The organism is Nocardioides rotundus (genome assembly GCF_019931675.1).
Taxonomy (GTDB): domain Bacteria; phylum Actinomycetota; class Actinomycetes; order Propionibacteriales; family Nocardioidaceae; genus Nocardioides; species Nocardioides rotundus.
In genome coordinates this window covers 2,966,569-2,991,790 of the sequence record NZ_CP082922.1, presented here as the reverse complement: position 1 = coordinate 2,991,790, position 25,222 = coordinate 2,966,569, and the positions used below count along the sequence as shown (strand labels likewise).

28 protein-coding genes and 3 tRNA genes are annotated in these 25,222 nt (G+C 70.5%); 15 read left to right on the top strand and 16 right to left on the bottom strand.

What is annotated here, in order from left to right; all coding sequences use genetic code 11:
- The first annotated feature begins 12 nt into the window (after window positions 1-12).
- Window positions 13-573: a non-canonical purine NTP pyrophosphatase gene (locus K8W59_RS14715; protein WP_397196025.1), complete on the top strand. Its 561-nt coding sequence runs from the start codon at window positions 13-15 to the stop codon at window positions 571-573.
- Window positions 574-585: 12 nt separating this feature from the next.
- Here the strand turns inward: K8W59_RS14715 and K8W59_RS14710 are convergent.
- Together K8W59_RS14710 and bcp are read right to left on the bottom strand one after the other, a co-directional pair.
- Window positions 586-659 (bottom strand) — tRNA-Leu (locus K8W59_RS14710).
- 23 nt (window positions 660-682) lie between these two features.
- The gene (gene bcp, locus K8W59_RS14705) at window positions 683-1,159 is read right to left on the bottom strand and encodes a thioredoxin-dependent thiol peroxidase (RefSeq protein ID WP_223395126.1); all 477 of its coding nucleotides are present in this window, start codon (window positions 1,157-1,159) and stop codon (window positions 683-685) included.
- Between the two features lie 76 nt (window positions 1,160-1,235).
- Between bcp and K8W59_RS14700 the strand changes: the two genes are divergently transcribed.
- The 6 genes from K8W59_RS14700 to K8W59_RS14675 are packed head-to-tail and all read left to right on the top strand — an operon-like array spanning window position 1,236 to window position 4,268.
- Window positions 1,236-1,931: an energy-coupling factor ABC transporter permease gene (locus tag K8W59_RS14700; RefSeq protein ID WP_223395124.1), complete on the top strand. Its 696-nt coding sequence runs from the start codon at window positions 1,236-1,238 to the stop codon at window positions 1,929-1,931.
- Entirely contained in the window at window positions 1,928-2,263 is a 336-nt protein-coding gene (locus K8W59_RS14695; RefSeq protein ID WP_223395122.1) for a PDGLE domain-containing protein, read from the top strand. The genes K8W59_RS14700 and K8W59_RS14695 overlap by 4 nt, the downstream gene beginning before the upstream one ends.
- Before the next feature lies 1 nt (window position 2,264).
- A complete protein-coding gene (gene cbiQ, locus K8W59_RS14690) occupies window positions 2,265-2,942 on the top strand; it encodes a cobalt ECF transporter T component CbiQ (RefSeq protein WP_223395120.1) in 678 nt (225 codons plus the stop codon).
- Window positions 2,939-3,694 (top strand): energy-coupling factor ABC transporter ATP-binding protein, encoded by a 756-nt coding sequence (locus K8W59_RS14685; RefSeq protein ID WP_223395118.1) that lies wholly within the window; start codon window positions 2,939-2,941, stop codon window positions 3,692-3,694. The genes cbiQ and K8W59_RS14685 overlap by 4 nt, the downstream gene beginning before the upstream one ends.
- Window positions 3,691-3,936, top strand: a complete 246-nt coding sequence (locus tag K8W59_RS14680; protein ID WP_223395116.1) for a DUF3618 domain-containing protein — start codon at window positions 3,691-3,693, stop codon at window positions 3,934-3,936. The genes K8W59_RS14685 and K8W59_RS14680 overlap by 4 nt, the downstream gene beginning before the upstream one ends.
- Before the next feature lie 32 nt (window positions 3,937-3,968).
- On the top strand, window positions 3,969-4,268 hold the full coding sequence (locus K8W59_RS14675; RefSeq protein ID WP_223399826.1) for a GroES family chaperonin: 300 nt from the start codon (window positions 3,969-3,971) through the stop codon (window positions 4,266-4,268).
- Between the two features lie 188 nt (window positions 4,269-4,456).
- On the opposite strand, the gene K8W59_RS14670 is transcribed toward K8W59_RS14675, so the two are convergent.
- Entirely contained in the window at window positions 4,457-5,197 is a 741-nt protein-coding gene (locus K8W59_RS14670) for a lysophospholipid acyltransferase family protein (RefSeq protein WP_223395114.1), read from the bottom strand.
- 111 nt (window positions 5,198-5,308) lie between these two features.
- On the opposite strand from K8W59_RS14670, the gene K8W59_RS14665 reads away from it, so the two are divergent.
- Window positions 5,309-6,418, top strand: coding sequence for a GNAT family N-acetyltransferase (locus K8W59_RS14665; RefSeq protein ID WP_223395112.1), 1,110 nt, complete (start codon window positions 5,309-5,311; stop codon window positions 6,416-6,418).
- On the opposite strand, the gene K8W59_RS14660 is transcribed toward K8W59_RS14665, so the two are convergent.
- The 5 genes from K8W59_RS14660 to K8W59_RS14640 form a co-directional block, all read right to left on the bottom strand.
- Complete coding sequence (locus tag K8W59_RS14660; RefSeq protein ID WP_223395110.1) at window positions 6,403-7,335, bottom strand: SRPBCC family protein; 933 nt, start codon at window positions 7,333-7,335, stop codon at window positions 6,403-6,405. The two genes, K8W59_RS14665 and K8W59_RS14660, sit on opposite strands and share 16 nt — an antisense overlap.
- A 37-nt stretch (window positions 7,336-7,372) precedes the next feature.
- The gene (locus tag K8W59_RS14655; protein WP_223395108.1) at window positions 7,373-7,606 is read right to left on the bottom strand and encodes a helix-turn-helix domain-containing protein; all 234 of its coding nucleotides are present in this window, start codon (window positions 7,604-7,606) and stop codon (window positions 7,373-7,375) included.
- 62 nt (window positions 7,607-7,668) lie between these two features.
- Window positions 7,669-9,501, bottom strand: a complete 1,833-nt coding sequence (locus tag K8W59_RS14650; protein WP_223395106.1) for a Xaa-Pro dipeptidyl-peptidase — start codon at window positions 9,499-9,501, stop codon at window positions 7,669-7,671.
- A 54-nt stretch (window positions 9,502-9,555) separates the two neighbouring features.
- Window positions 9,556-10,200, bottom strand: coding sequence for a response regulator transcription factor (locus tag K8W59_RS14645; RefSeq protein ID WP_223395104.1), 645 nt, complete (start codon window positions 10,198-10,200; stop codon window positions 9,556-9,558).
- Window positions 10,197-11,357 (bottom strand): sensor histidine kinase, encoded by a 1,161-nt coding sequence (locus K8W59_RS14640; protein ID WP_223395102.1) that lies wholly within the window; start codon window positions 11,355-11,357, stop codon window positions 10,197-10,199. The genes K8W59_RS14645 and K8W59_RS14640 overlap by 4 nt, the downstream gene beginning before the upstream one ends.
- A gap of 158 nt (window positions 11,358-11,515) precedes the next feature.
- Here K8W59_RS14640 and K8W59_RS14635 point away from each other — a divergent pair, with 158 nt between their 5' ends.
- Window positions 11,516-12,208 carry a CDP-alcohol phosphatidyltransferase family protein gene (locus K8W59_RS14635; RefSeq protein WP_223395100.1) on the top strand — a complete coding sequence of 231 codons (693 nt, stop codon included), beginning with the start codon at window positions 11,516-11,518 and terminating at the stop codon, window positions 12,206-12,208.
- On the top strand, window positions 12,205-12,672 hold the full coding sequence (locus tag K8W59_RS14630) for a hypothetical protein (protein ID WP_223395098.1): 468 nt from the start codon (window positions 12,205-12,207) through the stop codon (window positions 12,670-12,672). Before K8W59_RS14635 ends, K8W59_RS14630 begins: the two co-directional genes overlap by 4 nt.
- Before the next feature lie 210 nt (window positions 12,673-12,882).
- Here the strand turns inward: K8W59_RS14630 and K8W59_RS14625 are convergent, their stop codons facing one another.
- The 8 genes from K8W59_RS14625 to orn all read right to left on the bottom strand — a co-directional run bounded on the left by K8W59_RS14625 (window position 12,883) and on the right by orn (window position 19,967).
- The gene (locus K8W59_RS14625; RefSeq protein WP_223395096.1) at window positions 12,883-14,595 is read right to left on the bottom strand and encodes a DUF2075 domain-containing protein; all 1,713 of its coding nucleotides are present in this window, start codon (window positions 14,593-14,595) and stop codon (window positions 12,883-12,885) included.
- Window positions 14,576-14,899, bottom strand: a complete 324-nt coding sequence (locus K8W59_RS14620; RefSeq protein ID WP_223395094.1) for a nucleotide pyrophosphohydrolase — start codon at window positions 14,897-14,899, stop codon at window positions 14,576-14,578. The genes K8W59_RS14625 and K8W59_RS14620 overlap by 20 nt, the downstream gene beginning before the upstream one ends.
- 486 nt (window positions 14,900-15,385) lie before the next feature.
- A tRNA-Lys gene (locus K8W59_RS14615) sits at window positions 15,386-15,461 on the bottom strand.
- A gap of 64 nt (window positions 15,462-15,525) precedes the next feature.
- Window positions 15,526-17,100 (bottom strand): phytoene desaturase family protein, encoded by a 1,575-nt coding sequence (locus tag K8W59_RS14610; protein ID WP_223395092.1) that lies wholly within the window; start codon window positions 17,098-17,100, stop codon window positions 15,526-15,528.
- A gap of 66 nt (window positions 17,101-17,166) precedes the next feature.
- On the bottom strand, window positions 17,167-18,585 hold the full coding sequence (locus K8W59_RS14605) for a PepSY-associated TM helix domain-containing protein (protein WP_223395090.1): 1,419 nt from the start codon (window positions 18,583-18,585) through the stop codon (window positions 17,167-17,169).
- Between the two features lie 50 nt (window positions 18,586-18,635).
- Window positions 18,636-19,172 carry a hypothetical protein gene (locus K8W59_RS14600; RefSeq protein WP_223395088.1) on the bottom strand — a complete coding sequence of 179 codons (537 nt, stop codon included), beginning with the start codon at window positions 19,170-19,172 and terminating at the stop codon, window positions 18,636-18,638.
- 74 nt (window positions 19,173-19,246) lie between these two features.
- A tRNA-His gene (locus tag K8W59_RS14595) sits at window positions 19,247-19,322 on the bottom strand.
- Between the two features lie 42 nt (window positions 19,323-19,364).
- A complete protein-coding gene (orn, locus tag K8W59_RS14590) occupies window positions 19,365-19,967 on the bottom strand; it encodes an oligoribonuclease (protein ID WP_397196023.1) in 603 nt (200 codons plus the stop codon).
- Window positions 19,968-20,078: 111 nt separating this feature from the next.
- Between orn and K8W59_RS14585 the strand changes: the two genes are divergently transcribed.
- From K8W59_RS14585 to K8W59_RS14565, 5 genes are all read left to right on the top strand, one after another.
- The gene (locus tag K8W59_RS14585; RefSeq protein WP_223395084.1) at window positions 20,079-20,828 is read left to right on the top strand and encodes a DsbA family protein; all 750 of its coding nucleotides are present in this window, start codon (window positions 20,079-20,081) and stop codon (window positions 20,826-20,828) included.
- Window positions 20,825-21,850 carry an adenosine deaminase gene (locus K8W59_RS14580; protein ID WP_223395082.1) on the top strand — a complete coding sequence of 342 codons (1,026 nt, stop codon included), beginning with the start codon at window positions 20,825-20,827 and terminating at the stop codon, window positions 21,848-21,850. The genes K8W59_RS14585 and K8W59_RS14580 overlap by 4 nt, the downstream gene beginning before the upstream one ends.
- Window positions 21,851-22,013: 163 nt before the next feature.
- Entirely contained in the window at window positions 22,014-24,131 is a 2,118-nt protein-coding gene (locus tag K8W59_RS14575; RefSeq protein WP_223395080.1) for an ATP-binding protein, read from the top strand.
- Between the two features lie 61 nt (window positions 24,132-24,192).
- Window positions 24,193-24,843, top strand: a complete 651-nt coding sequence (locus tag K8W59_RS14570) for an isochorismatase family protein (RefSeq protein WP_223395078.1) — start codon at window positions 24,193-24,195, stop codon at window positions 24,841-24,843.
- Window positions 24,840-25,160, top strand: a complete 321-nt coding sequence (locus K8W59_RS14565; protein WP_223395076.1) for a GNAT family N-acetyltransferase — start codon at window positions 24,840-24,842, stop codon at window positions 25,158-25,160. The genes K8W59_RS14570 and K8W59_RS14565 overlap by 4 nt, the downstream gene beginning before the upstream one ends.
- Window positions 25,161-25,222: the final 62 nt, after the last annotated feature.

Below are 25,222 nucleotides of genomic sequence, written 5' to 3'. Positions count from 1 at the left end.
AAGCTCGCGGAGATGGAGCGGATCCTCGAGCCCCTCGTCCCCGACGTCGCGGTCGTCGGCCTGGACGACGTGGACGGCTACGACGAGCCCGTCGAGGACGGGGCCACCTTCGCCGACAACGCGCTGATCAAGGCCCGGGCCGGGCTGGCCGCCACCGGGCTGCCCGCGGTCGCCGACGACTCCGGGCTTTGTGTGGACGCCCTCAACGGGATGCCCGGGGTGCTCTCGGCGCGCTGGTCGGGCAGGCCGAAGTCCGACGAGCGCAACAACACGCTGCTGCTCGAGCAGCTCGAGGACGTGCCGGACGACCGCCGTACCGCCCACTTCACCGCCGCGGTGGCCTTCTGCGCCCCGGGCGTGGAGCTGGTCGTCGAGGGCCGGATGGACGGCGCGGTCATCCGCGAGCAGCGGGGCAGCGGCGGCTTCGGCTACGACGTGCTGTTCGTGCCCGACGAGCACGTCGAGGAGGGGCGTACGGCGGCCGAGCTGGACGTCGCCGAGAAAGACGCGATCTCCCACCGCGGGCGGGCGCTGCGCGCGATCGCGCCGCAGGTCGCCGCGGCCCTGCGCTGAGGCGAGGACGGGTACGCCCGGCGAGACTCGAACTCGCACTGGCCAGGACCTAAACCTGGTGCCTCTGCCAATTGGGCTACGGGCGCCTGTGACGGGAGTCTAGGTCGGGTCAGGCGGTGTCCAGCCGCAGGTCGCGCCGCAGCTTGGCGACGTGACCGGTGGCCTTGACGTTGTACTGCGCCAGCTCGACCGTGCCGTCCTCGCCGACCACGACGGTCGAGCGGATGACGCCCTCGACGAGCTTGCCGTAGAGCTTCTTCTCGCCGAACGCGCCCCACGCCCTCATCACGGCCTTGTCGGGGTCGGAGAGCAGGGTGATGGTGAGCTGGTCGCGCTCGCGGAACCTCGCCAGCTTCTCCGGGGAGTCGGGGCTGATGCCGAGGACCTCGTAGCCCGCGCCCTTCAGGGAGTCCAGGGAGTCGGTGAAGTCGCAGGCCTGCTTGGTGCAGCCCGGCGTCATCGCGGCGGGGTAGAAGTAGACGATGACCTTGCGCCCGCGCAGGTCCGACAGGGTCACCGTGCCGCCGTCGTCGGTTGGCAACGTGAAGTCGGGCGCGGTGTCACCGGGGACGAGACGGTCGCTCATGGCAGGGAACTCCTGTTGCTTGTTGCGAACGATATGCAATAACGTGGCACGGTCCGTCCAGCCTAGAGGAGTCGCCATGCACGTGCCCGACGGGTTCTTGGACGCTCCCACCTCGATCGCCACCGCCGGGGTCGCGGTCGCGGGGGTCGCGCTCGCGCTGCGCGGTGCCCGGCGCGAGCTGGACGACCGCACCGCGCCGATGGCCGGGCTGGTCGCGACCTTCGTCTTCGCCGGCCAGATGATCAACTTCCCCGTCGGCGCCGGTACGTCGGGCCACCTGATGGGCGGGGCGCTGGCCGCCGTCCTCGTCGGCCCCTGGACGGGCATCCTGTGTCTGTCCGTGGTGCTCGCGGTCCAGGCGCTGCTCATGGCTGACGGCGGGATCACCGCGCTCGGCACCAACATCACCCTGCTCGGCCTGGTGGCGGTGGCCGTCGGCTGGGGCGTCTTCGTGGCGCTGCGCGCGGTCCTGCCGAAGCGGCTGAGCATGGTCGCTCCGGCTGCGGCAGTCGCCGCGCTGCTCAGCGTCCCGGCCTCCGCGCTGGTGTTCACCGGCCTCTTCGCCGTCGGTGGCATCGCCCCGGTCGATCTCGGCACCGTGCTCACCGCCATGCTCGGCTGGCATCTGGCCATCGGCGTCGGCGAGGCGGTGATCAGCGGGCTGGTGGTCGCCGCGGTCGTGGCCGCGCGACCCGACCTGGTCTACGGCGCCCGCCCGCTGCTGGAGAAGCGCGAGCTGGAGATCCGCTCCGCCCGGGGGGTCCGCGCATGAGGAACCACCGCTTCCTGCTGGTCGGGCTGGTCGTCGCGCTGCTCATCGCGGGCGTCGGCAGCTACTACGCCAGCAGCCATCCGGACGGACTGGAGTTCGTCGCGGAGAAGACCGGCTTCCTGGAGTCGGCCAAGGACTCGGCGACGTCCGGATCGCCGCTGGCCGACTACCAGGTCAAGGGAGTCGACGATGCCCGCCTCAGCGGGGGTGCGGCGGGCATCGTCGGCAGTCTCGTGGTGCTGCTCCTCGCGGGCGGCCTCGCGATGCTGCTGCGTCGTCGCGGGCGGTCGGGGGCCGAGGACGGTCCCGCCCGCGAGCAGCAGGACGCCTGAGGTGGGCGCCGGCCACGGGCACCGCCTGCACTACCACGGTCACAGCCCGGTGCACCGCGCCCCGGCGCACCTGAAGGTCGTGACGCTGGTGGCGTTCATGCTGCTGGTGGTCGCCACCCCGATCGGGTGGTGGCCCGCGTTCACGGCCTACGCGCTGCTCGTCGTGGGGGTGATCGTCCTCTCCGGCGTCCCGTTCGGCTACCTGCTCCCGCGGATGGTGGTCGAGCTGCCGTTCGTCGTCTTCGCGGTCCTGCTGCCCTTCGTGGCGACCGGTCCGCGGGTCGACGTACTCGGCGTGACGGTCTCCGAGCCCGGCCTCGTGGCCGCCGGGGCGCTGCTGGCCAAGGGCACCCTCGGCGTGGCCTCCGCGCTGACCCTCGCCGCCACCACCGAGCCGGACGCGCTGCTGCGGGGGCTGCAGCGGCTCCGGGTGCCCGACGTACTCGTGCAGATCGCGGGCTTCATGGTCCGCTACCTCGACGTGGTGACCGGCGACCTGCGCCGGATGACCACCGCGATGCGCTCGCGCGGATGCGACCCGCGCTCGCCGCGGCACTGGCCGGTGCTCGCGCGCAGCCTCGGGGCGCTGTTCATCCGCTCCTATGAGCGCGGCGAGCGGGTGCACCTGGCGATGGTGAGCCGCGGCTACACCGGCACCCTCCCGGAGGTGCGCTCGTGACCACCCCCGTGCTCGACGTCCAGGGGCTGGCCTACGCCTACCCCGACGGCCAGCAGGCGCTGTTCGGCGTGGACCTGCACGTGCACGCCGGGGAGCGGGTCGCGCTGCTCGGCCCGAACGGCGCCGGCAAGACCACGCTGGTGCTGCACCTCAACGGCATCCTCGGCGGCGGTGCCGGGTCGGTGTCGGTCAGCGGGATGCCGGTGGAGAAGCGGAACCTGCAGGAGATCCGTCGCCGGGTGGGCATCGTCTTCCAGGACCCCGACGACCAGCTCTTCCTCGGATCGGTCCGCCAGGACGTCGCCTTCGGGCCGGCCAACATGGGCGTCAAGGGGGCGGCGCTGGACCGCCGGGTGGCCGACGCGCTGGAGCAGGTCGGGATGGGGGAGTACGCCGACCGGCCGCCGCACCACCTCTCCTTCGGCCAGCGGCGCCGGGTCGCGGTCGCCACCGTGCTGGCGATGGAGCCGGAGATCCTGGTGCTGGACGAGCCGTCCTCCAACCTGGACCCGGCCTCCCGCCGCGAGCTCGCGGACATCCTGCGGGGCTTGGACGTCACCGTGCTGATGGTGACCCACGACCTGCCCTACGCCCTGGAGCTGTGCCCGCGCTCGGTGGTGCTCAGCGACGGCACGGTGGTGGCCGACGGGGCGACGTACGACATCCTCACCGACGAGGGGCTGATGGCCGAGCACCGGTTGGAGCTCCCCTTCGGCTTCGACCCGAGGGCGACAGGTATCCTGCCGAAATGACCAACGTGAGCGCTCAGGAGCAGGACATCGAGCGGACCCGCGCGGAGCTGGCGTCGAGCATCGACCAGCTGCTCTACCGGGCGAGCCCGAAGACGATCGTCTCCCGCGAGGTGTCGTCGGTGAAGGCGCACTTCGTCGACCCGGCCACCGGGGAGCCCCGGACCCAGAACATCGCGATCGCGGCGGGCGCCGTGGTCGGCGTGATCGCACTCTTCGTGACGCTGCGCAAGCTCAGCAAGTGAGCTCGACCCGGGCCGACAAGACCCCGATCAAGATGCTGCACGACCGGGTCCTGGTCGAGGTCGATCAGGAGTCCGGGGAGCGCCGGTCCTCCGGCGGGATCGTCATCCCCGCCACCGCGGCGATGGGCGCCCGACGCCTGGCCTGGTGCCGGGTCGTGGCCACCGGGCCGCACGCGCGCGCCGTCGAGGTCGGCGACCGGGTGCTCTTCGACCCCGAGGACAAGGCGGAGGTCGAGGTGCACGGCGACACCTACGTGGTGATGCGTGAGCGGGACGTGCACGCCGTCGCTGCGGGACGGCTCGGCGACGCGGACACCGGCCTCTACCTCTGACGCCGACCCTGGCGACCAGGCATTCCCTGCACCCAAATCCAGCCGACCGGGCAGTTGATGCACCCAAATCCAGCCGACCGGGCATTCCCTGCATCTAAGAGTCGTCCTCCGGGCACTCGATGCACCCATGTCTCGTCCCCCGGGCACTTGATGCACTCATGCCCGGCCGGTGCGAGCCGACGGGGCTCTCAGGCGGCCGGCGGGACGCCGTACCGGTGCTCGGCGGCCTCGCCCCGCAGTGTCTCCACCTCCTGCACCAGCCGGCCCATCATCAGGTCCGAGAGCCAGCGGATCTCGGCGTCGGACGCGGTGCCGGTCGCGAGGCCTCGGACGTCGATCGGGTCGCCCACGGCGATCCGTACCTCCGGCAGCAGCGCCAGGCTGCGCAGCAGTCGGCGGACGTGGTGCGCCCGGCCGATCACCTCGTGCGCGCCGTCGATCGCGACGGGGACGATGGGCGCGCCGGTCTCCAGGGCCAGTCGTACGGCGCCCGTGCGAGCCCGCTCCGGCCACATCCCCGGATCACGGGTGAGCCGGCCCTCGGGGAACAGGCCGACCGCCTCGCCGGCCGCCAGCGCGGCCGCGGCCGGCGCGAGCGCGTCGCGGGCCTGGTCGGTGCCGCGTCGCACCGGGATGAAGCCGAGTCGCCGCATCAGCGGGCCGAGGACGGGTACGCCGAACACGCCGGCCGTCGCGAGCAGCCGGACCGACCTCCCGAACCGCCGGCAGACCAGCGCCAGCAGGATGCCGTCGGCGAAGCTGGTGTGGTTGGCCACCACGATCACCGGGCCCCCGGGCAGCCGCTGGCCCTCGCGCCGCCGGGTGAGCTCCAGCCGGCAGAAGAACGAGGCGATCGCGCCGACGACCGCGGCGGCGATGGCGTAGAGCAGGGTGCCGCGGAGGCCGGGTCGTCGCCAGGTGATGTCCATGCCCCCATGCTCCGGCGCGGGCGGGGGTCCGCGCCGCTGTCGGACTGCTCAAACCGGGTGGGTAGGAATACTCAATCGCCCACCGGGCCCGCGCTACGTCAGACTGCGGCCATGCGCTTCCCCGAGGACGTCCCGCGGCTCACCGAGGGCCAGGTCACGCTCCGTGCCCACACGGCCGAGGACGTGCCGCGGATCGTCGAGCAGTGCGTCGACCCCGAGTCCGTGGCGTGGACGACCGTGCCCGTTCCCTATGCCCGCGCGGACGCCGAGACGTGGATCGGGGAGATCGTGCCGGAGGGCTGGGTCGCGGACACGACGTACGTCTTCGCCGTCGAGTACGACGGCCGGTTCGCGGGGTCGGTCGACCTGCGGCTGCGTGGGGGAGGCGAGGCGGAGATCGGCTACGGCCTGCACCCGGACGCCCGTGGAAGCGGGGTGATGCGGCGGGCGCTGACGCTGCTGCTCGACTGGGCGTTCGGCGAGCTGGGCCTGGAGGTGGTGACGTGGCGGGCGTTCGTGGGCAACTGGGCGTCGCGGCGGACGGTGTGGGCGCTGGGCTTCACGGTCGGGCCGACGATCCCGCGGCTGCTGCCGCAGCGCGGCGAGCGCCGCGACGCCTGGACCGCGTGGCTGGGCCGGGGGGACGAGCGGTCACCGGTCGAGCCTTGGCTGCGGCCTGCCTCGATCGAGGCCGACGGGGTGCGGCTGCGGGCGTGGGGCGAGCGGGACGCCGAGCGGCTGGTCGAGGCCGGGAACGACCCGGTGGTCCGGGAATGGATCCCGGGCTCGCCCCTGCCGACGACGGCGGAGGACGTGGACCGTTACCTGACCCGGATCCGGGAGTCCGCCGCGACCAACCGGCGGGTGGCCTGGTGCGTGGCCGACGCCGGGTCCGACGTACCCCTCGGCAACATCGCGGTCTTCGACTTCGAGGGCGCCCCCGGAGCGCTGACCGCGCAGGTCGGCTACTGGTCGCTGCCGGCCGGGCGCGGCCGAGGCGCGATGACGACCGCACTGCGCGAGGTCTGCGCGCACGTACGGCGGCCCACCGCCGAGGGCGGCCTGGGCGTACGTCGGCTCTACCTGCTCACCGACGTGGAGAACACCGCCTCCCGACGGCTGGCCGAGCGGGCCGGCTTCGAGCAGGTGGGCATCGAGCGTGCGGAGTCCCCGCGGGCCGACGGAACGTTTGGGGACTCCGCGCTCTACGACCTGGTCTGAGCGTCGGCGACCGCCTGGTTGAGCTCCTGAGCCATGATCCCCAGGCCGCCTCTGAGGAACGGGACCGACCACAGTCGCGACACCCGCTGGAGCAGGTTGCGCGGCTCGGAGAGCCGCCGCACCAGCCGGATCCGGGTGCCGCCCTCCACCTCGGTCAGCTCGAGGTCGAGCTCGGACCCGCCCGCGCCGTAGGTCTCCTGCCAGGTCACCCGGGCACGCCCGTCGGCCGGCGGGTCGACGCTGGTCAGCCGGTGCGGGACCACCGCCCTGCGTCCGGCCCCGCGCACGGTCTGCTCCAGCGTGCCGTCCTCGGCGACCACGGTGTCGGAGAGCGTCTGGTCCCAGGTGAGTCGGGCGGCGGGGTCGGCGAGCAAGGGCCAGACCTGGTCCATCGGTGCGGTGATCAGCTTCTCGACCGCGATCTCCCCACGGGGCCGGTCCTGGTCGGGAAGAGCCAGATCACCCATGGCCAGGGCGGCGCGGAGCACCTCGGGCGCGGCCCCGGCCCGGCCGAGGAACTCGGCCGCTCGGGGGTCCTCGAGCGCGGCGGCGAGCACCTCGCGGTCGTCGAGCGGCCCCACCGTGATCGCCTTGGCCAGCTGCTTGGCCTCGGGCGCGAAGTCCCAGTCCCCGCGGCGCAGCAGCTCGTAGGTCTGCGTGGGGGTGAGGTCGCGGTCCGGCAGCGGGGCCGGAGGCTCCACCCCGGCGGCGATCAGGTCGTCGCGCTCAAGCCGGCGGGCCGCCGTACGCAGCTCGGCCAGACCGACGCCCTGACCCGCGAGCAGGGCGGCCGACGGGCCACCGGCGCTCACCAGGCCCATCAGCAGGTGGTCGACGTCGATCGAGGCGTGCCGGGCGCGGATCGCCTCGGTGATCGCGCCGGTCAGGATCAGCTGCATGTCGGAGAGGTTGGCCATGGCGATCACCCTTCGTCGAGGTGGTGTGTGGGACGGGTCAGCGTGCGGTGAGGTCGGGATGCACGCGCTTGGCGTACTTCTTGTGAGCGGCCTGCTTGGTCACCCCGAGCTCGGCGGCGATGTCGGCCCAGCTCAGGCCGTCGGCCAGGGCGGCCTCGACCTGAGCGAGCTCCCAGGCCTCGGTCGCACGCCGCAGAGCGCGTACGGCGCGCAGCCCCCGGCGCGGGTCTCCGAGGTCGCCGGCCTCCGCCAGCAGATCCGCCATCGCCATGCGTCAACCATAGTTGACGCATGGATGCCCGTCAACGTCCGTTGACGCCCGGATCGGACCGCTCAGCGCACCAGCGGCAGCGTCACCCGGGACTTCCGCACGTCCAGCCCGATCCGGTTGCCGGCCGACGGGCGGATGGTGAACGCCTCGTCGGTGGACATCACCACCACGCCGATCCGGTGCCCCTTGGCGAAGACGTAGTCGTTGGCCTGGAGGTTCAGGTCGAGCCGGTAGAACGTGCCGGGCTTGACGATCTGCGTCTCCTCGATCGACCGGCGGTTCTGCGGGTCGGTCCAGCCCTCGGTGACCAGGCGGGTGACCGAGCCGTCCGGGGCCAGGTCCACCAGGCCGACCGTGACGTTGCCCGCCGGGCGGGAGAAGCGCATCCGCAGGTCGGCGGTCGCGGTGCCGCTCAGCCGGGTGTCCTCGCTCAACGGCGGGGTGGTGTAGACGAGACCGCGCTTCGGGTCGGGCCGTGCGGCGAGCTCGTCCGGCGTGAGCGTCGGGGTGTCGGTGAACGTCTCGACCACCGGTCGGCCGGTCGCCTTCGCCTCGACCAGTCGGCCGGTGCGCGCGTCGCCGCGTGGGGCGAGGGACATCTCCACCTCGCGCATCGCCGGGTCCGGCCACTGCGCGTAGGTCCGCAGGCTGCCGTCCTCGCGCTGGATCAGGGCGCGCGGCTCGTCCTCGACGCCGTTGTCCACGCCGTACAGATAGTGCGCGAACCAGCGCTCCTGCAGGTCCAGCGGCGGCTCGCCGCCGTGTCCGCCCTGGTGCCAGTAGATCATCGACTCCGCGCCCGCGGCCTGGAGCGCCTCGTACCACTCGGCGGCCTGCGAGGGCTTCACGTTCCAGTCCCGCAGGCCGTGCGCCACCAGGACCGCCGCCTCGACCTTGTCAGCGTCGTCGACGTAGTTGCGCGCGTCCCAGAACTCCGAGTAGTCCCCGGTGCGCCGGTCCTGGTCGCGGGTGAGGCCGTCGATCACCGGTCGGCAGATCTGCTGGTCCTCACGGGTGTAGACGTACTTCGCGAGCACGTCGGCGTCCTCGCCCTGGTAGCCGCCGGGAGCCACCACGAGCCCGTCCTCGCGGTAGTAGCCGTACCAGCTGGAGATCGCCGAGACCGGGATGATCGCTTCCAGGCCGTCGATGCCGGTGGCGGCGACGGCGTTGGGCAGGGTGCCGTTGTACGACGTACCGATCATGCCGGCCTTGCCGGTGCTCCAGTCCGCCTCCACCGGGTCGCCGTCGGCGTCCACGGCCTCGGCGCGCCCGTTCAGCCAGTCGATGACGGCCGCGGCACCGGCGGTCTCGGCCGGGTCGCCGGTGGTTGGGCAGCCCTCGGACTGGCCGCTGCCGATCGACTCCGCCTTGATCACGGCGTACCCCCGGGGGACCCAGCGGCGCTCCAGTCGCCCGATCGCGGGCTGCGGACCTCCGGCGGCGAGCCGCTGCTGCTCGGCTGTCATCAGGCCGGTCACGTCGGTGCGCGTGCCACTCCGGCGCTTCCCGTCCTTGCCCGGCCAGCCCTTGCCGGGGCGGGTCGGGGCGTAGAGCTCGTGGTCCACGTTGTGGTTCTCCACCGGGTTGCCGCCGGCGTAGTAGGGGCTGACCTCGTAGACCGTGGCCAGCTTGGTGTCGCCCAGGTCGGAGTCCGGCGGACGGGTCACGGTGGCGTGGATCCTGTCCGGTGAGCCGTCGTTGTCGGAGTCGACCTTCGAGGTGACCCAGATGTCCTGGTTGACCCACTCGCTCTCCGGGGTGGTGATCTCGGGCACCTCGCCCGCCTTCGCGGCCTCCGGTGGCGCCGCGGTCCCCGGCGCGGCGGCCAGGGACAGCGTCAGCGCGACGACAGAGCAGAGGGCGAGCAGTGATCGACGTACCGAAGATGCCATGCCCGAACCCTAGGGCCTGGGTGTGACCTGCGACACCGGGGCGTACTGCCCCGGTCACGCGAGGCCGGCACGGATGGCCAGCAACGCGGCCTGTGTCCGGTCCCGGCTGCCTGTCTTGGCAAGCACGCTTGTCAAGTGCGTCTTCACCGTGTGCGGTGACAGACTCAACTGGTCTGCGATCTCGTGATTGTTCAGTCCGCACCCGACCAACCCCAGAACATCGAGCTCACGACGTGTCAGGCGGTACCCGCTGAGATCGGCGGGGACAACAGATGGCTGTGTGCGGAGTCTCGCCGTGACAGCCCTTGTTACCTCTGGGGCGAGAACGGATCCGCCTTGGGCAACGGTTCGTACCGCACGCAACAGGTCGGCTCGACTCCCTCGCTTCAGCACGTACCCGTCGGCCCCTGACGCAATCGCCTCGACGACGAGCTGGTCGCGCGCGAACGTGGTGACGACCAACACGGCCGGTCTGCGGTGCAGGCGGCTGAGCTCTGCCAGGGTCGCGATGCCGTCCATCACTGGCATTCTCAAGTCGAGCAGAACCAGATCGATGGCGGGACTCGTGTCTAACGCGTCCAAGAACGCACGGCCGTGGGCGGCCTCGAGCACGACGTCGAGGTCCGTCTGGGCGGACAGCATCATGGACAGGCCCTCACGCACCAGCTCTTGGTCGTCGACCACCGCGATTCGGATCACGTGTCCGTCCTCGGGATCCGAACCAGGACTCGAGTGCCGCCCGACTGTGGTGAGGTGATGTCAGCCTCCCCGCCGAGGAGGGACGCACGCTCGCGGATTCCTTGCAGCCCGTTGCCGACAGGTGCGCCTGCGGCGATGCCGACTCCGTCGTCGTGGACGTGCACGACCAGATCGTTGCCCTCGTCGCGGACGACCACGTCTACCCTCCCCGCACCCGCGTGACGCAACGTGTTGGTCAGTGCCTCCTGTACCACGCGGTAGACCGCAGCCAGGTGCGCAGGGTTGGTCTCGATGGTCCTTACCTGGACGTCGACGAGCACCCCTTGGTGGCGCAGCGGTTGGGCAAGCCTGGAGTCGATTCGACCCAAGTCGACCTCGGTTGTCTCGGGCGTCTCACTGGTGGACGCTCGCAAGTCGAAGAGAACCCCTTCGAGTTCGTCCAAGGCTTGACGTCCCAAGTCGGCTATGGAGGCGAGCGCCTCATCGGCCCGATCGACTCGTCCTGCCTCCGCTTGCACGACTATCGCCGACACGTGATGTCCCAACGAGTCGTGAAGCTCGCGCGCGAGGGCCGTGCGTCGCTGAAGCTCGAGGTTCTCGGCCTCGCTGGCCTCCGCCCGGTGGCGGTATTCCGCGGCGCGCGCCTCGAGATCGTGGCTGCGTTTGATCCGGGAGACACCGAGGCGCACCAGACCGGCGGCTGCCGCCGCTGCCACGATCGGCAGCAGAGGAGCCGCGAGTTGCGCATCCGGACCAAGCGCCGCCGCAATGAGCCCGGCCACCGCTAGGAAGGCGGTCACGGGCGGTAGCGATCTCGCGCGCAGTCCCCATTCCGCGACAGCGGAGGTCGTGAGTAGGACGCACGCGGCAGGCCAGAACGAGAAGAATTCACGACTGGTCATGGCCACGGCGACGCCGCCACCGAACGCCGCGAAGCCGATGAGAAGCCGTCGGGAGCGACTCGATAGTGCTGCGAAAACGCTGCAACCCAAGACAATGAGCGCGCCAGCAGCCTGCCAGGTATCTGGCTTGTTCAACCACACCACATACAGCGATCCGATGACGACCGCCAACAATGCGGGCGGGACGAGCCAACGCAGCCTCTCAAGGCCGGGGCCCGGGGCCGCCCAGGGCGAACCGTGCGTCATAACGGTCATTGTGACGGCGTGAGACCGCTGAGCGCCTCTTGAGGAGCCTCTGCAACCTGAAGTTGGTACCCAGGTACCAGGGGACCTCCTTCCAGAGGGCCGTCTCCGGGCCCGATGCCGACCCTGGGTCTGAGGCGCCGACCAGGGCTCAGGCACACGCTGAGGGCATGGCCCCCTTGACTACGGAATTGACCGGCACAGCGGAAGAACCAGCGGACCTCAGAGTTAGCCAGCGGCCTGAATCCAACAGTCCACTCAGGCCTCTGACGCCAGTCCGCTGTGCGTTCCTAGCAGACCGCGTCGCCACGGTCCCCAATCTTGTCACGCTCGTTCGGACTGTGGCGGCGGTCGTCGTTGCAGGGTACGGGCTACGTACCGGCGACCCCGGGCTTCTCGGCATTGCTTTCGCCTTGTACTGGACTGGCGACATCCTCGATGGCTGGTTAGCGCGTCGCCTCAGCCAGGAGACGAGACTGGGGGCGATCTTCGACATCGTCGGCGACCGGGCGTGCACGTCGATTCTCTGCATGGGTTTGGTTTCTGTCTACCCGGACCTGCTCCTGGTCGTGATCCCGTTTTTCCTGTCATTCATGGTGCTGGACACCATCCTCTCCCTGGCGTTCCTCTGCTGGCCTCTGCTGAGCCCGAACTACTTCGCGCTCGTCGACCGCGCCGTCTACCGTCTCAATTGGTCGCCGTTCGCCAAGAGCCTCAACACCGCAGGCGTGATTGTGCTGGCCATCACTGGAGTGGAGTGGGCAGCGCTTGGCCTCATCACCCTTCTCGTCGGGATCAAGATCTGGTCCGCTGTGCGCGTCCACCGCCAACTCAGGGCACGCCTGACAGGAGGGCAAGAGTGAGCGCGCTCGCGGGGACGGTGGTGGGCCTCGCCTTTGGCTTCGTCTCCGCCGTGGTGCCCGTGGTCAACGCAGAGGCGTACGCCATTGCCTCGGTCGCCGGTAACCCGTGGCTGCTGGTGCCGACGGTCGTGGCTCTCGCATCGGGACAGACTGCAGGGAAGCTCGTCATGTTCGAGGCCGCTCGACGGGGCTCGACCCGCCTCTCGCGGCTTCCCAAGATCCGGAAACTCTCGTCGGGGCGTTGGGCAGTGCGGATCCAACGCGCACTACAGGAGCCGCGTTCGGCGAAGCCCGTGGTTCTCAGCGCGGCCGGGCTGGGGCTGCCCCCGTTGGCGTTGGTCAGCGTCGCCGCGGGTGCAGCCGGGCAACCGAGATGCGGCTTTGCGCTGATGTGCTTCGCCGGCAGGGCGGCGCGTTTCGCCGTATTGGCCGCACCAGTCGCATTCGCCGTCGCGCACTCATGATTACGAGCGGAAGCAACTGTGGGTCACTGACGTGGCGCGTCGCGGGACACATGCGCTCCGAAGATCTTGCTCAACGCGATCGATCGAGATGGCCCGCTGGTCCCGCGGAATCCAACTCGAGGGGCTCTGCGGTGTCGCAGGGCGACCAGACCTCGGTTGAAACAAAATGACCAAATTCTCCACCAGACCCAGTGCGGTTCCACCCAAGGACTATAAAAAGGCCCGCAAGTATTGGCGAAGCGGTCGATCGCATACGTACACGTAGGTGCCCAACATGCCCCGCGTGAGCAGTACCGCATAGATGTTTCGCACGAACTGCAGGATGTCGTCGTCGGAGTACGTGATGCCACGCATGCGGTTGTTCGTTGCACCTCGGGGGTCGTGATAGTTGTCGCGGTCGAAGAAGATACGGCTTGTGGTCGGGTCATAGCGCAGGTCCTTACCGATGATGACGCCAGCGTAGTTGAGGTCGTAACCCTGGATCGTGTGGATCGAGCCGACTTCGTTGATTGATGTTGGGGAATTGACCCAGTCGGTGTCGCTGGTATTCCAGCGCAGCTGTAGCCCGTCGGCATCGATATCCAGCGCCGCGGGGTCGTGCTTTCCTGCCCATGGCCAAGCGAAACCAGCGAGGAGTCGCGAAAGGCCGACCTCGAGCTCCCTCTCGAGGATCATGTTACGCATGTCCACGGGGTCTTCGAAGAGGCGCAGATCGTAGCCGGGAAAATTGCGACCAATCGTAATCGAGCCATCGAGCACGCCGCGCACGTAACCCACGTAGTCGTCGCCTGCCTGTACGCGCATCTGGGACGTCAGCGAGTAATGGCGCCCCCTGCTTCGCACATCGTCGAGCAGGGCTTGGGTGGTCTCGGCAGGCAGGTCCGCGGGCCGGATCGCCTGGGCGCCATCGAGTAGATAGATCTGATGCCGGCTCTGGTAGTCGATCCAGTCGAGTTGACTGATTGAGGGGTCATCCCCTCCGAACAACTTCTCGTTGATCTCGACAAACTTGCGGTTGAGAGGCCCGGCCGCTTGGGCTGCTCGCTGGTTGAGTCGGTGAGCTTCGTCAACGATGAGAAGGTCGAATTGTTCGGCGGCGCCGCCAACTTCCCAAGGGCTGAGCACCTGATTTGGGGACAAATCGGGAGTCTTGCGGAAGACGTTCTTGATGGAACGTCGAAGCGACTGCTGAGGCACCACCAGCGCGGCGTTGAAATCCGCAAGCAACTCTGGATACCCTGGCACGAAGAACTCGGACAGCAGCGAGTCGCTATCTGGCGGATATGTGACGTCAGCTCGCTTGATGTCCATCAATAATTTCATGAGAAAGATGCCCACCACGGTCTTGCCAGTCCCCGGTGCTCCATGGATGACGATCCTGCTTGAGGTGTTCGCCTCAAGGTCGTCGAAGAGCCCGCTAAGGATGTCATCGACCGCGATCGCCTGATCCTGGGTGAGCGCCTTAAATGGCGACAGCTTGAATAGATCAGTGTTCTCGATCTCGCGGATGGGTCGGCTGAACGCGCCGCGCTCGCGTAACTCGTTAAAGATCTGGTGAAAAGTTTCCCGATATCCCTCACGGCCGTAATAGTCCGCGTCGGTAATGCCGTGGTTGCCGTTCAAGACATCGAACTGCCCGTCGCCTGCGAACAAGCGGATGAGAAACGATTCCAAGTCGAGACACACGGACTTGTTGAAGGTGTCGTCGATGACGACCCTTGCGCCCGTGAGTCGGCTGCGATGCGGGGATGCCAAGTGCTGACGGAATCGGGCGGCAACGTTCAGCGACTCACCGACGTAGATCTTGCCCGCCCCATCGAGCGTATAGACGACCGGCCAGTTCCTGAACCGCGGTTCGAGCGGAGCCCAGGCAGCGACCTGGTCCGCGCTGAACCGCACCTCCTCAATCCGGAAGCCGGTCATACTTCTCACTTCGGCCGCGGGCACGCGCCACGGGGTACTTCGCCCGCGTCACCTCGAGCTTGTCCAGGACAACGCGATCGAGATCTACCTCGAGCGCTGCCGCCAGCAGGTGACAGTACGTGGCGACGTCCGCCAATTCATCCTGAACGCGCTGGTAGTCCTCCGCGGCCGCCCACTGGAAGCATTCGAGAAGTTCGGCCGCTTCGATCACGATGCTCTTGGCTAGGTTCTCCGGGCTATGGAACTGCGACCAGTCACGTTCTTCCACGAACTCTCGCAACTGCTCACGGACTGAGGGCGCCATGCCAGCACTCTAGTTTCATGCGGGGTCCTGTGCGCATGAACCGAGGCCCGGGATGCCGGCTGGGGGCAATAGGAACCGCTACCGGCCCGAAGGAGGTACGGCAGTGGGGCGCGGCCGATCGGTCTCCGGAGTTCATTCCCACGTCAGGATCGTGCGGGTCCGAGAGTCCTCCTTGAGAGGGTGATAGGGCTACCAGTGGTTCATGCCGCGATGGCTTGGAGCCCCTCGGGGCGGAGATTGCCTACGCACTGAGACGCACTGAGACGCGCCGAGGCCGCGCCGACCGGGCCCGGCCGATGACGGGGCTGAGTGCGCGCGATTTGGCGGCCATTTCCGCAGATTCACGGTGACCGGGCTCGCTGGCACTCCCGTCGCGCGCCGTTGTCCGAGGACTCCTTGCCGAGGCGCTCGGTACGTCGATTGAGTACCTGCTTGGCCTCACCGATGAGCGAAGCCCCCGGTCTGGTCAGACCGAGGGCAACGAGGTGGTACGCCATCAGGGACTCGAACCCCGAACCCGCTGATTAAGAGTCAGCTGCTCTGCCAATTGAGCTAATGGCGCAGGTCGCTCCGGGTCTCCCCGGGAGCGACGCCAAACTTACCACCGGAGCCGGGGCCGGACGAAATCAGGAGCGCGCCTCGAGCACGGCCTGCGCCGCGTTGTGCCCGCCCAGCCCGGAGACGGCGCCGCCGCGGCGGGCGCCGGAGCCGCACAGCAGCACCGAGTCCAGGTCGGTCGCGACGCCCCAGCGGCGGGCGGGAGTGTCGAGCAGGACGCGATGCGGTGCCCACGGCCAGTCCAGGTCGCCGTGGAAGATGTGCCCGCCGGGCATGGCCAGGTCGGCCTCGATCTCCGGCGGGGTCTTCGCCTCGATGCACGGGTTCCCGTCGCCGTCGCGAGCGACCACGGACATCAGCGGCTCGGCGAGGTGCTGGTCGATCGACGCGATCGCGGCCGCCACCGCGCGCTCCTTGGCGGTCGGGTCCGCCTGGAACAGCTCGGCCGGGGTGTGCAGGCCGAAGTAGGTCAGCGTCTGCACGCCGGTGCCCGCGTCCGCGCCGAGGATCGAGTCGTCGGTCAGCGAGTGGCAGTAGACCTCGCCGGGCAGCACCGACGGCACGCGCCCGGCCGCGGCCTCGGCGTACGCCGCCTCCACCTGGCCGAGGTCCTCGTTGAGGTGCAGCGTCCCCGCGAACGCGACGGCCGGGTCGGCGCCCGAGCGCAGCCGCGGCAGCCGGTCCAGCAGCAGGTTGATCTTCAGCTGCGAGCCGGACGGCTTCGTCGCGGCCGTCGCGGGGCGGCCCAGGAGGAACTCCAGCACCCAGGGGGCGACGCCCGCCAGCACGGTCCTGGCCACCACCGTGTGCTGGGTCCGTCCGTCGTGCCAGGTCACCTCGGCCCCGTCGGCGCCGTCGCGGATCGCGGCCACGCCGGCGCCGGTGTGGATCTCCGCGCCTGCTGCCCGCGCGGCCCGCTCCAGCGCCCCCGTCACCGCGCCCATCCCGCCGACCGGCACCCGCCACTCGCCGGTGCCGTTGCCGATCAGGTGGTAGAGGAAGCACCGGTTCTGCACGAGCGAGGGGTCGTCCAGCGACGCGAAGGTCCCGATCAGCGCGTCGGTCCCGACGACGCCCTGCACCGTCGGGTCGGCGAAGCGAGAGCGGATCGCCCGCCCGATCGGCTCCTCGACCAGCTCCCGCCACGTGCGCTCGTCGGCCCGGGCGCGTATCTCCCGGTCCGTCGGCAGCGGCTGCATCAGCGTGGGCGCCACGACCTCGGCGAGCGCCTCGACGTCGGCGTAGAAGCGTCGCCACGCGTCGTACTCCGCCTCCGACCCGGTGAGCGCCGCGAACGACGCGCGGGTCGCCTCGCCCTCGGGGCGCTCGACGAGCAGCCCGAACGGTACGCCGTCACGCAGGGTCGGCGTGTAGGACGCGGTGTGTCGCGACACCAGGTCCACCGACAGGTCCAGGTCCCGCATCAGCTGCTCGGGCATCAGCGAGACCAGGTAGGAGTAGCGCGAGAGCCGCGCCTCCCGGCCGGGGAACGCCTTCGCGGACACCGCGGCCCCGCCCACGTGCGGGAGCCGCTCCAGGACGAGCACGGAGAGCCCGGCCCGGGCGAGGTAGGCCGCCGCGGTCAGGCCGTTGTGGCCCGCGCCGACCACGACCGCGTCGTAGGAGGACCGCTCGCTCTGCATGGGGCGCACGCTAGCGGTTCGTACGGCGACCCCGGCACCGCGGCCAGGGTCGCCGTACGCGGACGCTCAGGTCGCGTTGAAGAACCGCTGCAGGCGCGGCACCCGGCGCAGCACCAGCTGGTCCAGCACCAGCACCAGCAGCAACGACAGCCCGAAGAGGGGCAGCAGCACGCCCAGCAGCACCAGGCCGGCGACGAGCAGCGGCGACGAGCGCAGCGGCATCCGGCCGCGCGGCGCCCCCGAGCCGGACCCGCGCGGCCGTCGCCGCCACCACATCAGCGGCCCGGTGACGCACAGCGTGATCACGCCGATGCACATCAGCGCGGCGCCCCAGAAGGACCACAGCCCGAGGCTGCGCCCCTCGTGGAAGCCGATCCCCTGGGAGACCACCTTCGCCATCAGCGGGTAGTCGTCGAACCCGTACGTCGACACCACCTCGCCGTCGTAGCGGTCCACGTGCACCGTGCGCTCGTCGCTGGGCGCGTCGAAGGCGTAGCCGATGACGGAGAACACCCCGGCGTCCTCCCCGGGGAGCGCGACCGTCATCGGGTGCCGCAGTCCTTCCCGGTCGGCCACCGCGAGGGCCGTGTCGACGTCGGCGATGCTGACCCCCTCCTTCTTCTGCTTCCCCTGAGGCACCTCCGACTTGCCCATGCCCCAGGGCACCTGGCCGCCGTGGCTGTGCGGCAGCGACTCGTCCAGCGTCGAGGTCGGCTCGCTGATCGCGCCGGGGTCGGTGCTCCACAGCGACGAGCCGTTCGCCGTCGCGAGCCGTTGCACCTGCTCGCCCCAGATGCCGGTCCACGGCAGGCCGCTGGCCAGCAGCCCGAGCAGGCCGACGCCGACGACCGCGCCGACCAGGCCGTGCCGGGAGCGCAGCCGGGCGTCGCGGCGCCCCGAGCGGCGCGCTCGCTTGCGTGCCCGGCGGCCGCGGAAGAACAGGTAGTAGCCGGTCAACGCCATCACCACCGCCCAGCTGGCGGCGAGCTCGATGACGGCGTCGCCGAGCTTGCCGGCCATCAGCTCGCCGTGGATGAGCGCGGCGGTGCCGGAGAGCGTCTTGTCCGGGTCGACGTCCCCCAGCACGCTCGCCGAATACGGGTCCACGAACACGTCCCGTCCACTGCCGTCGGGCAGCTGGATCGAGACGGTGGTGGGCCGGTCAGCGGCGGCCGGCTCGGTCAGCGAGACCGGAGTGGCGTCGGGATAGGCCGCCTGGACGGCGTCGAGCTGCAGCTGGGCCCCCAGCGCAGCCGAGGCGCCGGCGCTCGGCGGCTCGACCGTCATCAGGTCGGGCTGGAGCAGCGGCTCCAGCTGGAAGCGGAACAGGTAGATCAGGCCGGTGACGGCGAGGGTGAGCAGGATCGGCACGACCAGGAAGCTCGCGAAGAAGTGCCAGCGCCAGACGGCGCGGAAGAGTCCCGACCCGGACGGTCGGGGTGTCGGGGCGCGTTCGGGCGCGCGGACACGGGTGTCGACGGACATGGGTGTCTCCTGGGAGGGGGAGCGGTGCTCCCGGACGAGGTGGGGTGCGGTCAGCTGGCCGGAGCCGGCGGGCCGCGACGCGCCACCGTCGTGGAGATCCAGCGGGGGAGGAGAGCCCGAGGAGAGGTACGGCGCACCCGCGGCCGCCACGGCCCGGCCGGCGGCGCGGGCAGGACCGCCGGCGGCACCCGGAGCCCGGCGGCCACGAGCGACAGGACCGCCCACAGCAGCTGCTCGCCGTACCCCAGCAGCAGCCCCACCAGCAGCGCGCCCACGGCGTGCGCGAGCATCATCAGGTCGCTCGGCAGGACGTCCGCGGCCGCTGCGTGGTCCCCGCTCACCATCAGCCCGGTGTGCAGCGCGGTCTGGCCGCCCACCATCAGCGCGGCCAGCTCGATGCGCGAGGAGGGGCGGGTGAGGAACGGCGCCGCGAGGCCCACGGAGGCCATCAGGAGCAGCAGCGTCCACGGCACAGCCGGGAGCTGGCCGCCGGCGCTGACGTGCGAGAGGGCGCCGGTGGTGAAGACCGCCAGGCCGACGGCGGACGCGCGGAGCCACAGGACTCCCGGCGACGCCTGCGACCTCATGGGGACATGATCTCCCAACCAGATGTCCGGAAGGAGAACGGCCCCGGCATGATGCCGGGGCCGTTCCTCGGGACTGGGGTGAGCGACGGGGCTTGAACCCGCGACCCTCGCGACCACAACGCGATGCTCTACCAGCTGAGCTACGCCCACCATGGGTCCGGACCGGCCGGACCGCTGAGAAGTGTAGCCGGGTCAGTCCGCAACGTCCGCATCGACGGCCCCGGCCCCGGTGAGCGCCCCGCCGTGCCGCTGCGCGATGGCCTTGGCGGTCTCGCTGTCCGGGCCCGGCGGCGGCACGAAGACCGCGTCGCGGTAGTAGCGCAGCTCCTCGATGCTCTCTTGGATGTCGGCCAGGGCGCGGTGGTTGCCCTGCTTCTCCGGCGCCTGGTGGTAGGCGCGGGGGTACCACCGGCGGGAGAGCTCCTTGATCGAGGAGACGTCGACGATCCGGTAGTGCAAGAACGCGTCCAGCTCGGGCATGTCGCGGGACAGGAAGCTGCGGTCGGTGGCGACGGTGTTGCCCGCCAGTGGCGGACGGCTGCCGCTGGGGCAGTGCTCCTCGACATAGGCGAGGACCTGCTGCTCGGCCTCCTCCAGGGTGATCCCGGTCTCGAGCGCGGCCAACAGCCCCGAGCTCTCGTGCATCGACCGGACGAAGTCGCCCATCTGCTCCAGGGCCTCGGCGGGCGGCCGGATGATCAGGTCCACGCCCTCGCCGAGCACGTTCAGCTCGAAGTCGGTGACGAGGGCGGCGACCTCGATCAACGCGTCCGCGGTCAGGTCGAGGCCGGTCATCTCGCAGTCGATCCACACCAGTCTGTCGCTCACCCGAGCACCCTACTCAACGACTCAGTGCACCCCCGGCCTCTCATCGGCCGCTCAGGAACCTGGCCTATCCTCTGGCGCATGTCGAAGAAGAAGGCGGCGGAGAGCCGTGCCGCCCGTGCCCAGGCCCTCATCGAGCAGCGCAAGAAGGCTGAGCGGCGCCGGCGCCTGATCGCGATCGTGGGTGCGGTGGCCGCTGTGGTCGTGGTCGTGGGTGGTGCGTTCCTGCTCACCAACGTGATGGGTGACGGCGACGGATCCGGCGGCAACGCCTCGCAGTCCGCGCCGAAGTCTCCCGCGCTGAGCAACTACGGCATCACCGTCGGCAAGGACAGCGCGCCAACGAAGATCACCCTCTATGAGGACCTGCAGTGCCCCGCCTGCAAGGCGATGGAGGACGCCGTCGGTCCCGCGCTGACCCAGGCGATCGACGACGGGTCGGCGCAGGTGACCTACAAGCTGATCTCGTTCCTCGACGGCGCCTCGACCAACCAGTACTCCTCCCGCGCCACCAACGCCGCACTCGTGGTCCTCCAGGAGTCCGGCCCCGAGGTCTTCCGGAAGTACCACCAGATGCTCTACGCCCAGCAGCCCGCCGAGGGCGGTGCCGGCTATGAGGACTCCCAGCTGATCGACATGGCCGTGCAGGCCGGGGCCGACGAGAAGGCGATCACGCCCGGCATCGAGGACAAGATCTTCGCCGACTACATCGAGAAGGCCACCGCCCAGTCCAACGAGGACGGCGTCGAGGGGACCCCGACGGTGGAGATCGACGGCAAGCGGGTCGAGGGCGACCCGATCCAGGCGATCACCCGGGCCCTCAGCCAGTGAGCTCGGGGGACCTCGGGGAGTTCATCGCCGGGCTCCCGAAGGCCGAGCTCCATGTCCACCACGTCGGGTCGGCGTCGCCGCGGATCGTCTCCGAGCTCGCGGCGCGCCATCCCGGCACGGTTCCGAGCGACCCGGCCGAGCTGGAGCGGTTCTTCGAGTTCACCGACTTCGCGCACTTCATCGACGTCTACCTCGCCGTCGTCGGGCTGGTCCGCACGGCCGAGGACGTGCGGACGCTGACCTACGAGATCGCCGAGGAGATGGCGCGCGGGCAGAGCCTGAGGTACGCCGAGCTCACCTGCACGCCGTACACCTCGGTGCTGGCCGGTGTGCCGATCGAGGGCTACACCGAGGCGATCGAGGACGCCCGGGTGGCCGCCGAGCGCGACTTCGGCCTGGTGCTGCGCTGGATCTACGACATCCCGGGGGAGTCCGGCATCCCGGCGGCCGACGCCACGCTGGCCTACGCCCTGGAGCACCGCACGGACGCGCTGGTCGGCTTCGGCCTCGGCGGCCCGGAGATCGGCGTGCCCCGTCCGCAGTTCGCATCGCACTTCGCCCGGGCCCGCGAGGCCGGCCTGCACTCCGTGCCGCACTCGGGTGAGACGACCGGGCCGGCGTCGGTGTGGGAGGCGCTGCGCGACCTGGGCGCGGAGCGGATCGGTCACGGCGTCTCGGCCGCGCAGGACCCCGAGCTGCTCGGTCATCTGGCCGACCACCGGATCCCGCTGGAGGTGTGCCCCACCTCGAACCTGCGCACGCGCGCGGTCGCCACGCTGGAGGAGCACCCGCTGCGCGCGTTCGTCGAGGCCGGGGTGCCGGTGACCATCAACTCCGACGATCCGCCGATGTTCGGGACGAGCCTCAACCGCGAGTACGCCGTCGCCGCCGACCTGCTCGGGCTCGACCGGGCCGGGGTGGCCGGGCTGGCCGTGGCCGCGGTGGACCACTCCTTCGCACCCGACGGCACCAAGGCCCGGCTGCGCGAGGAGATCACGGCCTACCTCGCCGAGCGCTCGTAGGCCGGAACGACTCGGGCCCTGCGGTCTCATACTCCGCAGGGCCGCCTCGATTGTCGAGGCGGGCCCGAGCCCGGGCCGGGAGGTGGCACGGCGTGTCGAAGGACTCTCGGGCGTCCTGCTCGATCTCCTGCGGTGGGTGGGGCGGATGATTACGCTCGGCGGTATGTCCGCAGTGCTCCCGATCTGGTGGACCACCGCGGCAATCACGGCGGTGGCCGCGTCCCTGTGGCGCCTGGTCGCGCCGGAGCACGACCCCGTGTCCCTCTTCGTCATCATGATGGCGGTGGTCGTCGCGGCGCTGGTCGCGCCGTTGACCCGGCGCCCGGGCGACCGGCTGGTCGCGGGCTGGCTCTCGGGCGGCGTCGCCTCCGCCGCGGTCGGCAGCCTGCTGATCCTGCAGTCGGGACCTCGGGAGGTCTCCGACGGCGTGGGGCACTGGGGATGGGCGGTGGCCGCGTTCTGCGTGATGGTCGCCCTGGGCCTGCTGGTCTCGCGCACCCACGCGGATGCCGGGCTGGGCGCGCTGCTGGACACGCTGACCGTCGTCGTGGTCTCACTCATGGTCTTCACCAACCTGTGCCTGGACGCGATCGTCCACGACGCCACCGACGACGGATCGCTGTTGCCCCGGCTGGTCTACCTGGTGGCGAGCGCGGTGCTCTACGGCCTGCTGCTGCGCCTGCTGGCCAACCCCACGGGGCGGACCTTCCTCGACCCGTGGCTGCTCGTCGGGCTGGTGCCGTTCCTGGTGACGGGCCTCGCGGCCTCGCTGTCGAGCGTGGGCGGGCACGGCGGCTCGGTGGCGCAGGCGGCCTACCTGCTCGGGATGCTCAGCCTGACCCGGGCCGCCATGGGCACCCGCACGCCGCTGCCCACCGAGGGAGACCCGGACGTCACCCACGGCACCCGGATCGGCTCGGTCCTGGTGAGCATGGTGGCTCCGCTGCTGCTGCCCCCGGTGCTGATCCTGCTGGACCGCTACCGCGGGAACCCGATCAGCCTGTGGGAGCCGCTGACCGCGCTCCTGCTGCTCCTGGCGATCGCCTACCTCCGCGTCGTGTGGACCCTGCGCCAGCTCTACCTCGCCCGGCTGGAGGTGTCGGCGGCCCGCGACGCCGCGATGGAGGCATCTCGGGTGAAGTCCGCGTTCCTGGCCACGATGAGCCACGAGATCCGGACCCCGATGAACGGCGTGATCGGTCTCGCCGAGTTGCTCAAGGGGACCGGCCTGGACGCCCGGCAGCGGCACTACGCCGACGGGATCACCACCGCCGGCGAGTCGCTGCTGACCGTGATCAACGACGTCTTGGACTTCTCCCGGGGCGAGGCCGGACTGCTGCCCCTGGAGCACGCCGACTTCGACCTGCCCCAGCTCCTCGCCGACGTCGACGACATGCTCGCCGGCTCGGCGAAGCTCAAGGGGCTCAGCCTGCGGGTCGAGATCGCGCCCGATCTGCCGAGCTCCTTCCGCGGGGACGCCTCGCGGCTGCGGCAGCTGCTGGTCAACCTGGTCGGCAACGCGGTGAAGTTCACCGACGCCGGCGAGGTGGTGGTCCGGGCGAGCGTGATCGGCCAGGACGGCTGGATGGCCCTGGTGCGGCTCGACGTCGTGGACACCGGCATCGGCATCGACGACGAGGCCCGGGCGCTGCTCTTCAAGCCGTTCCACCAGGCCGACTCCTCCACCTCGCGCCGGTTCGGTGGGTCCGGCCTCGGGCTGGCGATCTCCCAGCAGCTGGTCACCGCGATGGGCGGCACCATCTCGGTGGAGAGCACGCCGGGGGAGGGCAGCACGTTCCGGGTCGAGGTGCCGCTCGAGCTGGCAGGGAAGCCTCGCGGGGACGACGCGGACCCGGTCGTCGTACCGTCGGAGGATCCTGACGCGCCCGCGCCGGTCGCCGGCCGGATCCTGCTCGTGGAGGACGACGAGATCAACCAGATGGTGGCCCGCGGGATCGTGGAGGGGCTGGGCTACGACGTCAAGGTGGCGGCGAACGGCAGCGTGGCGCTGGACCGTCTGGCTGCGGAGCCCTTCGACGCCGTGCTGATGGACTGCCACATGCCGGTGATGGACGGCTGTGAGACGACGCAGCGCTGGCGCAGCGACGAGCCGGAGGGCCAGCATCTACCGATCATCGCGATGACCGCCAGCATCCTGCCCGAGGACCGGCAGCGCTGCTCGGAGGCGGGGATGGACGACTTCGTGCCGAAGCCGGTCGCCAGCGCCGAGTTGGCCGCGACGTTGAAGCGGTGGATTCCCGCGACGCTGGGGCGGTCGTAGAGTCAGGGGTGCCGGCCGCGGCCGGCTGCTCCGCCGTACCCCACGACGAGAGGAACGCCCGATGGCCAAGACCGAGCCCGAGCCGATGCGCGACCAGCAGCAGGACCGCCTGCTGACGCCGCAGAACTGCGTGCTGACGCTCATCGACTACCAGCCCGAGCAGTACTCCACCATCACCTCCACCACCCGCGACGAGATCGACCTCAACGTGGTCGCGCTGTGCCGCCTGGCCACGGCGTACGACGTCCCCGTGGTGCTGTCCACCGTCGGCGTCGACCTCGGCGTCAACGAGGGCACCGCCCAGGTGATCAAGGACGAGCTGCCCGGGGTGGAGGAGATCGACCGGACCGGGGTGAACGCCTGGGAGGACCCGGACTTCCGCGCCGCGATCGAGGCCTCCGGGCGCAAGAAGGTGGTGATCGCCGGGCTGTGGACCGAGGTCTGCATGACCTTCCCGACCCTGGACATGCTGGCCGAGGGCTATGAGGTCTACCCGGTGGCCGACGCGGTGGGCGGCATCTCGCCGGTGTCCCACCAGCGCGCGTTCGAGCGGGTGATCGCCGCCGGCGCGCAGCCGATCACGGCGATCTCGTTCGGCTCCGAGCTGATGCGCAACTGGGCCCGTGAGGACTCCGACAACCTGCGCCAGGTGATGCGGTGGTACTTCCCCGAGCGGCAGCGACTCGGGCTGGACGGAGGAGGAGCACGATGACCGAGAACGCCACGCAGAGCGAGCCGACCTTCGCGCACGCGCCGAAGCGGCACCGCTATGAGATCCGCGACGGCGAGACCGTCGCCGGGTTCACCGTCTACCGCCTGCCCGACGACGAGCACGTCGACTTCATCCACACCGAGGTCGACGACGCGTACGGCGGGCGCGGGCTGGCCTCGGGTCTGGTCGCGTTCGCCCTGGCCGACGTGCGCGAGCAGGGCAAGCGGATCATCCCGCACTGCCCCTACGTGCAGTCGTGGCTGAAGCGGCACCACGAGTACGACGACATCACCGACTGGCCCGAGCCCCGCGCCTGAGCGGGGGCCTCAGGCGCGGGGGCCGGGTGGGAAGCTGACCGGCCCGACGTGCGCAACGCGGG